We start from the raw sequence: 13,646 nt of genomic DNA on the forward strand, positions 1-13,646 counted from the left end.
CCTAAACAAAGCGGCAGCTGATGGAGCCCATGTTGCCGTAGTCGACGTGGAAGGTGTCGCCTCTGCTGGCGGGCACCGGGCGGGTAAAGGAGCCGCCGAGAACGATCTGGCCGGGCTCAAGCTGCACGTCGTACGGCGCAAGCTTGTTCGCCAGCCACGCCACGCCGTTCGCCGGGTGGTTCAACACGCCAGCGGCCACGCCGGTCTCTTCGATCACGCCGTTGCGGTAGAGCAGGGCGGAGATCCAGCGCAGGTCCAGCTCGTCGGGCTTAATCGGACGGCCGCCGAGGATGACGCCCGCGTTGGCGGCGTTATCGGAGATGGTGTCGAACACCTTGCGCGGGCGCTGGGTGTCCGGGTCGACGTTGTGGCAGCGGGCGTCGATCAGCTCAAGCGCGGGGATGACGTAATCCGTGGCGTTGTAGACGTCGAAGATCGTGCAGTTCGGGCCGCGCAGCGGTTTCGCCAGCACGAAGGCCAGCTCTACTTCGATGCGCGGGACGATGAAGCGATCGACGGGAATGTCGCTGCCGTCGTGGAAGAACATGTCGTCCAGCAGCGCACCGTAGTCCGGCTCGCCGATCTGCGAGCTGGCCTGCATCGCTTTCGAGGTAAGGCCGATCTTGTGGCCCTTCAGCACGCGGCCTTCGGCGATCTTCAGGCTGACCCATTCGCGCTGGACGGCGTAGGCGTCGTCGATGGTGATCGTCGGGTAGTCCAGCGAGATCTGGCGGATCTGCTCCCGGGACTGCTCCGCCTGATGCAGGCGGTGGGCGATCAGGGTGTGGGTGTGTTTGTCGAGCATGGCGATATCCTGTTTTATATTTGTTTTCCCCCTCTCCCTGTGGGAGAGGGGACAGACCGCGCGGTATTACTTAAACAATGCGTGCACGTTGTTTTGTTTGTAATTGAGCGTCGGATGCAGCTCGTCGAGCTCGAACGACAGCGCCAGATAGCGGCTCGCCATCAGCTCCGCGAAGTGCGTTTTGATCAGCGCAAACAGCATCTCCCCCACGGCTTCCCGGCTTTCCAGACTGCGCCCGGCACCAATCTTCAGCGTCATATGCACAAAGGCGTAATCGTGCCTGCCGTCGGCCATCTGCCAGGTATCCAGCCAGTGGGCGCGGCTGCGGATACCGCCGAGCGGGAAGATGCCCGTGGCGGCGAGCGCCTCGTTCACTTTGGCGAACAGCCCCGGCAGGTCGGCCTGCTCGCGGATGTTGTCGGTACATTCAGCAATAAAGTGCGGCATGGTGGCTCCTTACGCGGGAAGCGGGAAAACGGCGTTAACCTGGCCGGTGCCGGAGCTGGCGAACAGCTCGGTGAGGAACTCCACCTTGCCGTCGTATTTGTCCCAGCCGAGCATGCCCAGCAGCATCACCGTGTCGTGCATGTTGCCCTCGCCGTAACAGTAGTCGGCGTACTCCGGCAGCATGCTGCAAAACTCCTTAAACTGGCCCTCGCGCCATAGCTTCACCACGCGCTCGTCCATCTGACGGTCGAACTCGCGGGTGTAGCTGTTCATCCCTTCCTCCGCGCGCTGGTCGTCGATAAAGCGGTGCGACAGCGAGCCGCTGGCGAGCACCGCCACGGTGCCGTCGTATTTTTCGATAGCGCTGACGATGGCCTCGCCCAGGCGGCGGCTGTCGGCGAAGTCGTGAACCGTGCAGAACGCCGAGATGGAGACCACTTTGAAGTGCTTATCCGCGTTCATGTAGCGCATCGGCACCAGCGTGCCGTACTCCAGCTTGAGGCTCGGGATGTTGTGCGCTTTGGCGCGCACGCCGAGCTTCACCGCCTCGTCGGCGATAAGCTGGCCCAGCTCAGGGTTGCCGTCGTAGTCGTAGGTCATGTCGCGGATAAAGTGCGGCAGCTCGTTGCTGGTGTAGACGCCCGCAAAGTGGTCCGCACAGTTGATGTGATACGCGCTGTTTACCAGCCAGTGGGTGTCGAACACGATGATGGTGTCCACGCCCAGCTCCCGGCAGCGCTTGCTAATTTCTTTGTGTCCTTCGATGGCGCCCTGGCGGCAGCCGTGGTTTTTCCCCGGCAGCTCCGAGAGGTACATCGACGGCACGTGGGTGATTTTTGCCGCTAACGCTAATTTACCCATGGTCAGATCCCCCATTTTGGAATCGGATGGTCGCCCATTGAGATGCAGACGTTCTTCATCTCCGCGAACACCTCGAAGCTGTACTCGCCGCCCTCGCGGCCGGTGCCGGAGGCCTTGACGCCGCCAAACGGCTGGCGCAGGTCGCGCACGTTCTGGGTGTTGACGAACACCATGCCCGCCTCGATGCTGCGCGCCAGGCGCAGCACCTTGCTGACGTCCTGGGTCCAGATGTACGACGCCAGGCCGTACTCCACGTCGTTCGCCAGGCGCAGGCCTTCCGCTTCGTCCTTAAACGGCAGCAGGCAGGCCACCGGCCCGAAGATCTCCTCCTGCGCCACGCGCATGCGGTTGTCGACGTCCGCCAGCACGGTCGGGCGCAGGAAGTTGCCGTCCTTCAGGTGCGCAGGCAGATCGGTCGGTTTGTCCGGCCCGCCCGCCAGCAGGGTTGCGCCCTCTTCAATGCCGAGGCGGATATAGCCGGAGACCTTCTCCCAGTGCTGCTTGCTGATGAGTGCGCCAATCTGGGTGTTCGGATCGGTCGGGTCACCCACGCGCAGGCGGTTGGCGCGCTCGGCAAAGCGCTTGACGAATTCCGGGTAGATGCTCTGCTGGATAAAGATGCGCGAGCCCGCGGTGCAGCGCTCGCCGTTGATCGAGAAGATGGTGAACAGGGCGGCGTCCAGCGCGCGCTCGATGTCGGCATCTTCAAAAATCAGCACCGGGGATTTGCCGCCCAGCTCCATGGAGTATTTCTTCAGCCCGGCGTTTTTCATGATGTTGCGACCGGTGGCTGTGCCGCCGGTGAAGGAGACGGCGCGCACGTCGTGATGGCGCACCAGCGCGTCGCCTGCCGTCGCGCCGTAGCCCTGCACCACGTTCAGCACGCCCGCCGGAATGCCCGCCTCCAGCGCCAGCTCGCCCAGGCGGTCAGCGGTCAGCGGGGAGAGTTCAGACATCTTCAGCACCGCGGTGTTTCCGAGTGCCAGGCACGGCGCAACCTTCCAGGTGGCGGTCATAAACGGCACGTTCCACGGCGATACCAGCGCGCAGACGCCCACCGGCTGCACCAGGGTGTAGTTGAGCATCTTGTCGTCGACCGGGTAGGTTTTGCCGTTCATTTGCTGGCACACCTCGGCGAAGAACTCGAAGTTGTGCGAGGCGCGCGGGATCAGCACGTTTTTGGTCTGGTGGATCGGCAGGCCGGTGTCGGCAGTTTCCATGGCGGCGATCTCGGGCACGTTCTGGTCGATAAGATCGCCCAGACGACGCATCAGGCGCGCGCGCTCCTTCATCGGCAGGTTCGCCCACTTCGGGAACGCCTCCCTGGCGGCGGCGACGGCCTGGTGAATTTCAGCTTCACCGCCGGAGGCGACTTCTGCCAGCACCTCGCCGGAGGCCGGATTGGTGGTGTGGAAGTAGTCGCTGCCCGCGACGTTTTTACCGTTGATCCAGTGGTTAATCTTTTTCATTTTGCAGTCTCCTCGCTGACAATCCGGTTCACCAGGCGCCCCACGCCTTCTACTTCCACCACTACCTCATCGCCCGGCACCACGTCGGACAGCCCTTTCGGCGTGCCGGTGGCAATCATGTCGCCCGGCTGGAGGGTCATAAAATCGCTCAGGTACGCAATCAGGTACGGGATGCTGAAGATCAGATCCGCCGTGGTGCCTTCCTGGCGCAGCTCGCCGTTGACGAAGGTGCGCAGGGCAAGGTTGTGCGGGTCGGGAATCGCCGCTTTCGGCACGATGTGGGGGGAAATGGGCGTCAGCCCGTCGCGGCTTTTGACCCGCAGATTCGGGCGGTAGTAGTTTTCCAGGTAGTCGCGGATGGCGTAGTCGTTGCAGACCGTATAGCCCGCAACATAGTCCATCGCCTCGGCTTCACTGACCTTACGCGCGGTTTTGCCGATGACCACCACCAGCTCCGCTTCGTAATGCATGTATTCGATATTGTTTGGTCGCACCGACGTCTGGCCGTCGCCGTTGAAGGTGTTCGGCGCTTTGATAAATACCAGCGGCTCGGTGGGCGGCTTGAAGTCCAGCTCGCTGGCGTGATCGGCATAGTTCAGGCCGAGGGCAAACAGCGTGGCGTGCGGTGGCGTGCTCTGAACGACAGGGACGTCGCGTTCATTCACCACCGGGTTTTCCAGCGGCGGAAAACCTTCTGCCAGAATACGCACCCGATCGCCCGGGCGGATCTCAACGCGGCTTTGCGGGGTGCCGAGCAGGATCGCATCGCCGGGATTGAGGGTGGCAAACTCGCTCAGGGCGCTCAGCAGTTCGGCGGCGTTACGCTGAAGATCGGCCGTGTTCCAGTGGTCCGCTTCGCGGCCGTTGATCTCGGTGATGATGGTCAGGTTATCCACGTTATCAGCGGCGACAAGTTCGCCGAGCGGGCAAAATCCGTCCCGGCATTTGGCCTTGATGGCCGGGCGGTAGAAGCTCTCTTCCGGCAGGCTCACCTCGTTGGCGAGCGCATATCCGGCGATGAACTCCGCGGCGTCCTCCGCGCGCACCCTGCTGGCGGTTTTGCCCACCACCAGCGCCACCGTCGCACCGCTCAGCACCGTTTCCCCCTGCGGGAAGGGGATCGGCTCGCCCGTGCGAATCACCGTGTTATGCGGTTTGATAAACCACACCGCCGTTTTCGGCGGCGTGTTGTAGGGAGCTTTTTCAAAGGCCTCACGCCAGGCTTCCCGCTGGCTTTGATGGTTGAGGGCGACGGCAAAAACGGTACCTTTCATTCATATACTCCTCACCCCGGTGGTCCGGGTTGTGATTTCATTAATATGTTAATGATCTGGTTTTATGCTTTTGCTGTTTATTTCGCAATCAGAAGTGAAATATTTGTGATGGGAATAACAATAAATTTACATATTGGATTTTATTAATAATTAAATCATATGCTTAATAAAATTGACGGGTTTCTGTTAGACTTTTTGACGGAAAACGTGTTGTTTATAAAAACATCTTTTAGTGATTGTTTACTTGTTAATGATGTCAAGGGGAGAGGCTATGCATGATTCATTAACCATTGCGCTGCTGCAGGCGCGGGAAGCGGCGATGTCGTACTTCCGACCGATCGTGAAGCGCCATAACCTGACCGAGCAGCAGTGGCGCATTGTGCGCGTGCTGGCTGAACATCCGTCGATGGATTTTCACGATCTGGCGTTTCGCACCTGCATCCTGCGCCCGAGCCTGACGGGCATTCTGACGCGGATGGAGCGCGACGGCCTGGTGCTGCGCTTAAAGCCGGTGAACGACCAGCGCAAGCTGTACGTATCGCTGACCAAAGAGGGGAATGCGCTGTATGAACACGCCCAGGCGCAGGTCGAAGAGGCGTATCAGCAGATCGAGGCGGAATATACGCCGGAGAAGATGAAGCAGCTGACTGCGCTGCTGGAAGAGTTTATTGAACTCGGAAACCGGCATAACGCAGCGCGGGAAGAAGAGTAAAAACCACAAATTCCAGGATGATTTTCGTAAAGTTTTCCCTTTCCAGGCCGAAAATTCTGTATCTGTCTGAGGAAAGAGAAAACATGTTAAACCGTATCAAGATTGTCACCAGCTTAATGCTGGTTTTAGCTATATTTGGCCTTTTACAACTCACATCCGGTGGTCTTTTCTTTAATGCTCTTAAGAATGACAAAGAGAATTTCACCGTCCTTCAAACCATTCGCCAGCAACAATCCACGCTGAACGCCAGCTGGGTCGCGTTGCTGCAAACCCGTAATACCCTGAACCGTGCGGGTATCCGCTACATGATGGATCAGAGCAATATCGGCAGCGGCGCGACCGTTAACGATTTGATGCAAATCGCGTCTACGTCTCTGAAACAGGCGGAAAAAAACTGGGCTGCCTACGAAGCCCTGCCGCGCGATCCGCGTCAAAGCGATGCGGATGCCATGGAGATCAAGCGTAACTATGATATTTACCACGGCGCGCTGGCGGAGCTGATTCAGCTGCTGGGGGCAGGCAAAATCAACGCCTTCTTCGACCAGCCGACCCAGAGCTATCAGGACGGTTTTGAGAAGCAGTACGTGAGCTACCTGCAGCAGAACGACAAGCTGTACGAAACGGCGGTCAAAGACAGTAACAGCTCTTACGCTCAGGCTATCTGGGTGCTGATCAGCGTCCTGATTGCCGTGCTGGTGGTGATCGTGGCCGTCTGGCTCAACATCAAGCAGACGCTGATCTCTCCGCTGAATCGTCTGATCGACAACATTCGCCATATCGCCAGCGGCGACCTGGTGAAGCGCATTGAGGTTCAGGGCACCAACGAGATGGGTGAACTGGCCGACTCGCTGCGCCATATGCAGGGCGAGCTGGTGCGTACCGTCGGCGACGTGCGTAACGGCGCGAACGCTATCTACAGCGGCGCGAGCGAAATCGCGATGGGCAATAACGACCTCTCCTCCCGTACTGAACAGCAGGCCGCTTCCCTGGAAGAGACCGCTGCCAGCATGGAGCAGCTGACGGCAACCGTTAAGCAGAACGCCGAAAACGCTCGTCAGGCTAGCCATCTTGCGCTGAGCGCCTCTGAAACCGCGCAGAAAGGCGGTAAAGTGGTGGATAACGTGGTCCAGACCATGCGCGATATCGCGGGCAGTTCGCAGAAAATTGCCGATATTATCAGCGTGATCGACGGTATTGCCTTCCAGACCAACATTCTGGCACTGAACGCGGCGGTAGAAGCGGCGCGTGCGGGCGAGCAGGGCCGTGGTTTTGCGGTGGTGGCAGGTGAAGTACGTAATCTGGCCCAGCGCAGCGCCCAGGCAGCTCGTGAAATCAAGAGCCTGATTGAAGACTCCGTGGGCCGCGTGGAAGTGGGTTCAACGCTGGTAGAAAGCGCCGGTGAAACCATGGGTGAGATTGTGAATGCGGTGACCCGCGTGACGGACATCATGGGCGAAATCGCCTCTGCCTCTGATGAGCAGAGCCGCGGCATTGACCAGGTCGGCCTGGCGGTCGCGGAGATGGATCGCGTGACCCAGCAGAACGCCTCGCTGGTGGAAGAGTCTGCCGCGGCTGCAGCGGCACTGGAAGAGCAGGCAAGCCGTCTGACCCAGGCCGTGGCGGTGTTCCGCATTCAGCAGGAGCAGATGAAAGCGCGCGAATTCGCTGCGGCTAAAGCGGTTTCCACGCCGGTGATGGCGCGTAAAACCGCGACTGCCGATTCAGGCGATAACTGGGAAACGTTTTAATTAAATAAGTGGCAGGCGCATGGCGCAGCGTGCTTCATACGCTAAGCCGTGCGCTGCCTCTTCTTCCCTTTTCTGACGCAGTTCAGGCGTGAGTTCAGTTACGCGTTCAAACCCCAGCCGCGCATAGAACGGCGCATTCCACGGTACGTCCCTGAACGTCGTCAACGTCAGCGATGTCAGCCCCTTTTTGCGGGCATGGTCTGCCAGGCAGGCGATAAGCTGCCTGCCTGTTCCTTTTCCCTGCCAGTCCAGATCAACCGAGAGCTCGACAATAAACAGTGATGACGGATGGGCTTCGGCAAGGATAAACCCGACGGGCTGGCCGTTCGCCAGCGCCAGCCAGCTTAGCCCACGTTCGGTATACTCAAGGTGCTGCTCAGCGGAAATGACCTCGCCGTCGGCAAGCCAGGCGAGCTCCGGGATATCGCGGAAGCGCCCGGCCGCCGCGCGTTCAATGGCGGGCAGGGCGGTAACGTCGCTGAGGGTGGTGGGGCGAATGCGAATAGTCATGGCGGCAAGTATAGCCTGACCCGTCGACATTATTCCGAGCAGATCAGCACCGGCGAGTAAAAATTGCTTATCACCAGCGCGTCTTCCGGCGTGCGCTCTATCGTCAGGAGCCTTTTATTGCCCAGCGTCAGGCCCGCGACGTACTTTTCAAAGACTCCTGGCGGCATGGCATCGTGGCTAAAACGCTCCACTTTTTGAATGACAATTTCATACAGTTCGCCCTCCACGTGACGCCATTTAAACATCTCCTGGCGGGAAACCTCCCAGCTGCGCGGGGCATTCACCACGCTGCCGTTAACCGTGATGTACCCCGTGTTGTCAGGGTGAAAGCGCATAATGACCTCACCGTCAAAGGTGAAATTGTGGCTGTCGCGCTGGTCGGTGAACGTCAGGTTTCCTTCGCATGCCACCGACAGCGGGGGCGTGTGAAAGTACCACGCCAGCACAGCGCCCAGCAGCAGCAGGTTGAGGATCAGGATTAGCCAAACTTTTTTGTGTTTCATATCACCACTCGTAATAGTAAAGCGTACGACAGGCGCTGGCTTTACCCTGCGTGAGGGAACACTGGGAGAGCACCAGCCGCCCTTCGTGGCCGTAGAAAAGCGTTCTCTGAATGTGCATGTAGAAAATCGAATTTTTCAGGCACGGAAGATGGCCGTCCTTCTGAAGCGTTTGCGCCAGCGTAATCGCCTTCCCGTGAAACACGTCCGCCAGCGGCGTAAAGGTATAGACCGGGCAGGTGCCGATATGCGTCAGCAGATGGATCTCCCGCTGCGGGTTTTCTGGCTTGATGAGCGCGATCCAGATGCATAGCGCAACGACGACCAGCGTGAGCGCGCCGCAGAACAGCCATTCCGGGCGAACGCGCCATGCCGGTTTCGCCGTTTCTGCGGTCGGTGGGGCCTCCTCCAGCGGAGTGACCGTGACGTCCGCGCTGAGCATAAAGCCTGTTTTCGGTACGGTAACGATAAAGTGCTCGTCGGGAAGCAGGGTCGACAGCATCTTGCGCAGAATGCTGATGTACTGGTTTAAGGAGTTATTAGACCCCTGGAGCCCTCGCCGATCCCAGACTTCCTGAAGAAAGGTTTCCCGTTCGACCACGTTCCCATGATGCTGAACCAGCAGCCTCATGATGGTATTGGCCGTACAGGTGAGGAGCTGCGCATCTTCATCCGGCGCATTGGTAAGAGAAACAGAACCGTCCTCGTCGTTATAGACGATGGCGTCAGCAAGCAGGTATTTCATAAGTCGTTGTAATAAAAACAGAGATAACGAATAAAAAGAGAAGGCTTACGCCTTCCGGGCAGCACTGCTGGCTATTTTAACGCCACTGTTACCGATAACATTGATCCAGACAGGATTTTGGGTAGTTTAATAAGTCAGCGTGATAATCACGTCATCAATAAATTCCCCGGTACCGGTTAGCGGCTGTGCCGGGACCTCGCCGTAAACGGTGTACTTCTGGGTGCCGCCTGCAGGGTTGGTGACCTGCAGCGCATCGCCGCTGCTTTGATCCCCCCAGCGATGCGTGGCCGCCTCATCCTGCCAGAGCCCGTAGCGCAGGCACTGGCCCTCGCTGTTGCAGAGCTGCCGCTGATTACCGCTGGCATGGTTGCCTTTGCCCATGGCAAGGGTGAACGCGATTCCGGCCGGACAGCGCGTGGTGACGGTGGCGGTGGATCGCGTCGGGCGCAGGGTTGCGGCGCTGGTCAGGGTGCCGAAGTTAAGCGGGGTTACGCGCTCGATGTAGCATCCCTGGCTGATTTCGGCCTGCGCGTTGGTGCCGCCCTGCACCTGCTCCCCCTCTGCTGAACCGTCCGAGCAGTTTTGCAGCGCATCCTGACGCATGGCGCTGTGCCAGGCGATGCGCAGATTCATGTTGTAATTGTAATAGTGGTAGGCCGGAAGCTGGCTTTGCCCTGCCGGAATGGTGGCGATAAGCGGAAAGGTACCGCTGACGTTGGCATTGCTTTCCGCGGCGAGGGTTTGCTGAATCAGGTTCCCGCTGCTGGCCGGCCCCAGCTCCTGAGAGCGCGCTGCGCCGTTAAGCAGGCGGAAGAGGAGGGTGTACTGTTTCCCCTCCTGGTCCCCCGGCGAGATCATCTCAAAGGGCGGGGCGTCTACGCTGCTCAGGCAGACATTGATATATTCCGTTCTGCCCTCGTTGTCGGCCTGGCAGCTAAATTTTACCTCGGTGTTGACGGAGGTGGTATTGCCCGCCACGACGTTGCCAAAGTTAATGGCGGGCGCGGAGGTTATCCAGCAGGCGGCCGCCATCGCCTTCACGGACAGGACGAGCAACAATAATAACGGCGCTCTTAATGACACAGTTGTTCTCCGATATTCTGTATAGATGACGCGGTACGGGGCGCCGGAAGCGTGACCCGGCACTCCCCCTCATCGGTCTTCACCACCAGTTCACCGGGCAGGGGCGGATCTTCAAGCCAGATAAAGCCGTCGCGTCCTACGATAGTGGCACCCTGCGGCGTTGACACGACGCTGCCCAGCGGGAGCGGCCTGCGGCGGCTGTCGACCAGTCGGGCCTGAACCGTGACGGCGTGATGGACGTTAAAATCGACTTTTACCGCGCTGCTGTTGCCCGGTCTGGCATGCATGTCGGTTACAGGGGCGATCACATCGGCAGGCAGATCGAGCGGGTTAATGCTGACTTTGCTGTTGTGGTAGCGCGGCAGGTCGGTCAGCAGGAGATAACCGTCTTCATCCGTTTCACCGGCCGGGCGGTTTTCCAGCATTACCGGTACGTGCCCAATGCCGTGCGTGGACACCAGCGCCATGCCCTGCTGGATGTAGCGCAGCGGGTACAGGCTGCCGTCCAGCAGCGTCAGGCTGCCTTCGGCGGAGGCGTACTGGTTGCCCTGGCTGGCACCTTGCTGCAGCCCAACGTGCCATTCGCCCGCTCGGCCCAGGTAGCCGACGTCCGCATATCTTTCACGTCGTTCGCCAAAGCCCTGGCCCAGCTCCCATGACCAGCCGCCGGCCTCATCGTCCGGCTGGTGGCGGTAATCCATGCGCGGCGTATCCCGGCTGGCCTGAGCGGAGAGCGTGTCCTCGCGACCCAATGGGACGGAAAGCAGCAGCTGAACGTGACTGGATGAATCCGTAAACGAGCGGGTATAGCTCAGCGTGGTGGAGATGTGTGCTGGCAGCGACAGCGACCAGGAGGCGTTGAGGTAACGCTGTGTATTGCCCTGAATGTTCTGCTGTACCCAGCCCGCGCCCACGGTTCCGAAGTGGGGGACGGACTGGCTTACCCAAACGCTGTCGCTGCGTCTGACGGGCACGGCACCGCTCATGCGGGCGTTGTCGGCGAATCCAGCCCCGGTACGGACGGTGCTGGCAGAAATGCCCGTTCCTCTGCCGTTCCACTGCCAGCCAAGGCCCCACTGAACGCCCTGCCCGTAAGGGCTGTCGCTCACGGCAACGTGCTGGCTGAGCACCCCCACGGCGGGAGAGACCAGCCAGTCAGCGCCCGTGCCCACGTTGTGCAGCCTGCGCTGCTGTTCCGTGTGCAGCGCCAGCGTCAGGTGATTATTCACCCCATAGCGCCAGCCCGCGTCCAGCAGAGGCGAGTCGGCATAGTCGTCGGAGTGCTGGGCGTAGTTTTCCCGCATCCAGCCGATGTCCAGCGAGCCGCTGCTGAGCCCTTCCGCCAGCATGCCCGGCGCGCCGTAGAGATCGAGCTGTACGGCGCGACGCTGACCGTTGATATCGGTAATGACCACCTCCGCCTGTCCGCTTCCGGTGAAGGAGGGCAGGGTATCCAGCAGAAAGTCTCCCGGCGTGACGCGCTGGCTGCTCTGCTTAAGGCCGTCGATATACAGATCGACCGTGGAAGGCAGCACGGCCGTGTCGCTGTAGCGGCTGCGCGGTTCGGTATTGAGCTGGGGATTGAGCTCAAAGTTACGTGCCCAGTGCAGCCCGCCAAAGCGCACCTGTCGGCTCCAGCCGGTGCCGGTGGTGACGCTGTCGCCCAGCGCCAGCGTGGTCAGCGAGTCGGTGTTGTCCCACTGCCAGCGGGTTTCGAGACGGGTGTGGGTAGGCCGACCTGCGCTGTTTTCCTCCCCGACATGGCTTGAAAAACTGCTGCTGAACGTTCCGGGTAGCCCACCGGACGCGGTCAGCATGGTCTGGGCGTTAAGCTGGCGCTTCCCCTGCACGTCGCTGGCGTAGAGCGCGTATCCGAGCGTATAGGCGTTGACGGGCTGCGCATCAGGATAGCGGTACATCGGCGTGGGCCTTGATACGGTCAGATGCTGCTGGCCCTCGAGCGCGTCTGCCTCTGCGGTAATCGACACCTGCTGGGACAGCACGTCGAAATTGACCTTCAGGCCCGGCAGGGAGGTCAGCTCAACCCACTCTGCGCGATCGCCCGGGGCGTGAAGCCCCAGCTTTTTCATGTCGCTGCGGCTTATCCATAGCGCATTATCCACCACCCGGCAGGCCCAGAGCTCGCCTCGCGGAGCGTGGTTCACGGTAATGGCCAGCCATTGTACGGTGTCGGCGGGTTCAGTCCGGGCTGACAGCATGAGCGGTAGCCAAAACAGGAGCGCGAGAAGCGAGCGGGCGCAGGGGTATCTGGCTGGCATGGTGGTCATCATTGAGATAGACGCGCAGCGTGCTGAGCGCGTGCCGTGAAGCCTGCTTAAGCGGTAAAAGGGCGGTTTGTCCCGGGAGCACATAGCCCGCCAGGCCTTTTATCGACCCTACAACCTGCCCATCGGCCGTCAGGGCCTCAAGGTGGCTAAGGCGGATGTGGCGGTTTCCGGCGTTAAAGCAGCGGAGGGTGGCCGGCATTTCTGCCTGCTCACAGCTCAGGGCATCGTGGCTGACGGGCGCGTTCTGGTTCCCGGCAATAAACACCGGAATCGAGTAGCGCAGCAGGAAGTGCACCGCGTTGGGATTGGCGGCACGGGACGTGGCGTCCGGCAGTTCGTCGATGACCAGTCGGTAACTTTGCTCCTGTGCACGGATGCCAGGCTGCATGACGATAATGCGCACCAGCTGCTGCTGGCCCGGCGCCAGTGATGTCATCGCCGGGCTGCTGACCACCTCATCGGTGGCCACCAGAACATCTTTACCGTTTTTTTGCGTCCATTCGTACACCCGAATCTGCGCATGGATAGCCGCTTTCCCACTGTTAGTGAGATAGACCGCCGCTGCCCGCTGGTCGCTCTGCAGGTCGAGCGTTACCGGGGCCACCTGAAGCGTGGCGGCCAGCGCGTAGCGCGACAGCAGCGCCAGCATCATGAGCCACAGAATGAAGCAGGGAAGGTAGCGACGCACGTTCAGTACTCCAGTTTTAACGTAATATCGTCGCTGTAGGCACCTGCCTGGGCGGTTGTCAGCGCCCCGGCGTCAATGACGCCATACAGCGTTTCCTCCTGTTCCGCACCGTTGCCGGTATCGTCCAGGCCATTCCTGCTGGTGATTTGCGTCTGTTTGCCTTCGTCGGCAAAGAGTTTCCACGCAATCTTCTGCGCGCCCGTTTCGCCGTTTTCCGGCTTCAGCCAGAAGGTACCGTTTTCGCCGTCGTTGCTGGTGGCTGTGAGGGTGAATGGCGTGCCGTTGGTACAAACGATATCGACCTGCGTTTTGGCCTGGATTTCGCTCGACTCATCGGAGCCGTGACGCGAGAAGTTGAGGTCGTTGGCTTTGAGGGTGCACGACTTCACGACTTCAAGTGATACGTGCATCGTCGCGCTTGCGGTACTGTCTGCGGCGATCGCCGCAGCAGGAAGCAGGAGAACGGAACAACATATAATGGTGGGAATAATTTTCATGATCTTATTTCCTGACGTG

At 60.1% G+C, this 13,646-nt stretch carries 14 protein-coding genes; 2 read left to right on the forward strand and 12 right to left on the reverse strand.

Annotated elements, in window-relative coordinates; all coding sequences use genetic code 11:
• Position 1 precedes the first annotated feature (1 nt).
• From hpaH to hpaG, 5 genes are all read right to left on the reverse strand, one after another.
• Positions 2 to 805 carry a 2-oxo-hept-4-ene-1,7-dioate hydratase gene (hpaH, locus tag KGP24_RS03080; RefSeq protein WP_223562330.1) on the reverse strand — a complete coding sequence of 268 codons (804 nt, stop codon included), beginning with the start codon at positions 803 to 805 and terminating at the stop codon, positions 2 to 4.
• A 66-nt stretch (positions 806 to 871) separates the two neighbouring features.
• Positions 872 to 1,252 carry a 5-carboxymethyl-2-hydroxymuconate Delta-isomerase gene (locus KGP24_RS03085; RefSeq protein ID WP_223562331.1) on the reverse strand — a complete coding sequence of 127 codons (381 nt, stop codon included), beginning with the start codon at positions 1,250 to 1,252 and terminating at the stop codon, positions 872 to 874.
• A 9-nt stretch (positions 1,253 to 1,261) separates the two neighbouring features.
• Complete coding sequence (gene hpaD / locus KGP24_RS03090; protein ID WP_223562332.1) at positions 1,262 to 2,113, reverse strand: 3,4-dihydroxyphenylacetate 2,3-dioxygenase; 852 nt, start codon at positions 2,111 to 2,113, stop codon at positions 1,262 to 1,264.
• 2 nt (positions 2,114 to 2,115) lie between these two features.
• Entirely contained in the window at positions 2,116 to 3,582 is a 1,467-nt protein-coding gene (gene hpaE / locus KGP24_RS03095; protein WP_223562333.1) for a 5-carboxymethyl-2-hydroxymuconate semialdehyde dehydrogenase, read from the reverse strand.
• Positions 3,579 to 4,856: a 4-hydroxyphenylacetate degradation bifunctional isomerase/decarboxylase gene (gene hpaG / locus KGP24_RS03100; protein ID WP_223562334.1), complete on the reverse strand. Its 1,278-nt coding sequence runs from the start codon at positions 4,854 to 4,856 to the stop codon at positions 3,579 to 3,581. The genes hpaE and hpaG overlap by 4 nt, the downstream gene beginning before the upstream one ends.
• A 271-nt stretch (positions 4,857 to 5,127) precedes the next feature.
• Between hpaG and hpaR the strand changes: the two genes are divergently transcribed.
• Entirely contained in the window at positions 5,128 to 5,568 is a 441-nt protein-coding gene (gene hpaR, locus KGP24_RS03105; RefSeq protein ID WP_023334396.1) for a homoprotocatechuate degradation operon regulator HpaR, read from the forward strand.
• Positions 5,569 to 5,651: 83 nt separating this feature from the next.
• Positions 5,652 to 7,316, forward strand: a complete 1,665-nt coding sequence (gene tsr, locus KGP24_RS03110; protein ID WP_223562335.1) for a methyl-accepting chemotaxis protein — start codon at positions 5,652 to 5,654, stop codon at positions 7,314 to 7,316.
• Here tsr and KGP24_RS03115 read toward each other — a convergent pair whose 3' ends face one another.
• The 7 genes from KGP24_RS03115 to KGP24_RS03145 all read right to left on the reverse strand — a co-directional run bounded on the left by KGP24_RS03115 (position 7,317) and on the right by KGP24_RS03145 (position 13,627).
• Positions 7,317 to 7,826, reverse strand: coding sequence for a GNAT family N-acetyltransferase (locus KGP24_RS03115; RefSeq protein ID WP_223562336.1), 510 nt, complete (start codon positions 7,824 to 7,826; stop codon positions 7,317 to 7,319).
• A 29-nt stretch (positions 7,827 to 7,855) separates the two neighbouring features.
• Positions 7,856 to 8,329 (reverse strand): hypothetical protein, encoded by a 474-nt coding sequence (locus KGP24_RS03120; RefSeq protein ID WP_223562337.1) that lies wholly within the window; start codon positions 8,327 to 8,329, stop codon positions 7,856 to 7,858.
• A gap of 1 nt (position 8,330) precedes the next feature.
• On the reverse strand, positions 8,331 to 9,071 hold the full coding sequence (locus KGP24_RS03125) for a winged helix-turn-helix domain-containing protein (protein ID WP_223562338.1): 741 nt from the start codon (positions 9,069 to 9,071) through the stop codon (positions 8,331 to 8,333).
• A 126-nt stretch (positions 9,072 to 9,197) separates the two neighbouring features.
• Positions 9,198 to 10,154 (reverse strand): spore coat U domain-containing protein, encoded by a 957-nt coding sequence (locus KGP24_RS03130; protein ID WP_223562339.1) that lies wholly within the window; start codon positions 10,152 to 10,154, stop codon positions 9,198 to 9,200.
• On the reverse strand, positions 10,145 to 12,433 hold the full coding sequence (locus KGP24_RS03135) for a fimbria/pilus outer membrane usher protein (protein ID WP_223562340.1): 2,289 nt from the start codon (positions 12,431 to 12,433) through the stop codon (positions 10,145 to 10,147). Before KGP24_RS03135 ends, KGP24_RS03130 begins: the two co-directional genes overlap by 10 nt.
• Positions 12,354 to 13,130, reverse strand: coding sequence for a molecular chaperone (locus tag KGP24_RS03140; protein WP_223562341.1), 777 nt, complete (start codon positions 13,128 to 13,130; stop codon positions 12,354 to 12,356). The genes KGP24_RS03135 and KGP24_RS03140 overlap by 80 nt, the downstream gene beginning before the upstream one ends.
• 2 nt (positions 13,131 to 13,132) lie before the next feature.
• A complete protein-coding gene (locus tag KGP24_RS03145) occupies positions 13,133 to 13,627 on the reverse strand; it encodes a spore coat protein U domain-containing protein (RefSeq protein ID WP_223562342.1) in 495 nt (164 codons plus the stop codon).
• Between the last annotated feature and the right edge of the window lie 19 nt (positions 13,628 to 13,646).

Origin of the sequence: Enterobacter sp. JBIWA008 (genome assembly GCF_019968765.1) — a bacterium.
In the GTDB taxonomy this organism is placed as follows: Bacteria; Pseudomonadota; Gammaproteobacteria; order Enterobacterales; family Enterobacteriaceae; genus Enterobacter.

What these genes read in the sequence shown, in the direction of transcription:
- hpaH (WP_223562330.1), bottom strand. Translation starts at nt 805, where the DNA reads ATGCTCGACAAACACACCCACACCCTGATCGCCCACCGCCTGCATCAG.
- KGP24_RS03085 (WP_223562331.1), bottom strand. Translation starts at nt 1,252, where the DNA reads ATGCCGCACTTTATTGCTGAATGTACCGACAACATCCGCGAGCAGGCC.
- hpaD (WP_223562332.1), bottom strand. Translation starts at nt 2,113, where the DNA reads ATGGGTAAATTAGCGTTAGCGGCAAAAATCACCCACGTGCCGTCGATG.
- hpaE (WP_223562333.1), bottom strand. Translation starts at nt 3,582, where the DNA reads ATGAAAAAGATTAACCACTGGATCAACGGTAAAAACGTCGCGGGCAGC.
- hpaG (WP_223562334.1), bottom strand. Translation starts at nt 4,856, where the DNA reads ATGAAAGGTACCGTTTTTGCCGTCGCCCTCAACCATCAAAGCCAGCGG.
- hpaR (WP_023334396.1), top strand. Translation starts at nt 5,128, where the DNA reads ATGCATGATTCATTAACCATTGCGCTGCTGCAGGCGCGGGAAGCGGCG.
- tsr (WP_223562335.1), top strand. Translation starts at nt 5,652, where the DNA reads ATGTTAAACCGTATCAAGATTGTCACCAGCTTAATGCTGGTTTTAGCT.
- KGP24_RS03115 (WP_223562336.1), bottom strand. Translation starts at nt 7,826, where the DNA reads ATGACTATTCGCATTCGCCCCACCACCCTCAGCGACGTTACCGCCCTG.
- KGP24_RS03120 (WP_223562337.1), bottom strand. Translation starts at nt 8,329, where the DNA reads ATGAAACACAAAAAAGTTTGGCTAATCCTGATCCTCAACCTGCTGCTG.
- KGP24_RS03125 (WP_223562338.1), bottom strand. Translation starts at nt 9,071, where the DNA reads ATGAAATACCTGCTTGCTGACGCCATCGTCTATAACGACGAGGACGGT.
- KGP24_RS03135 (WP_223562340.1), bottom strand. Translation starts at nt 12,433, where the DNA reads ATGCCAGCCAGATACCCCTGCGCCCGCTCGCTTCTCGCGCTCCTGTTT.
- KGP24_RS03145 (WP_223562342.1), bottom strand. Translation starts at nt 13,627, where the DNA reads ATGAAAATTATTCCCACCATTATATGTTGTTCCGTTCTCCTGCTTCCT.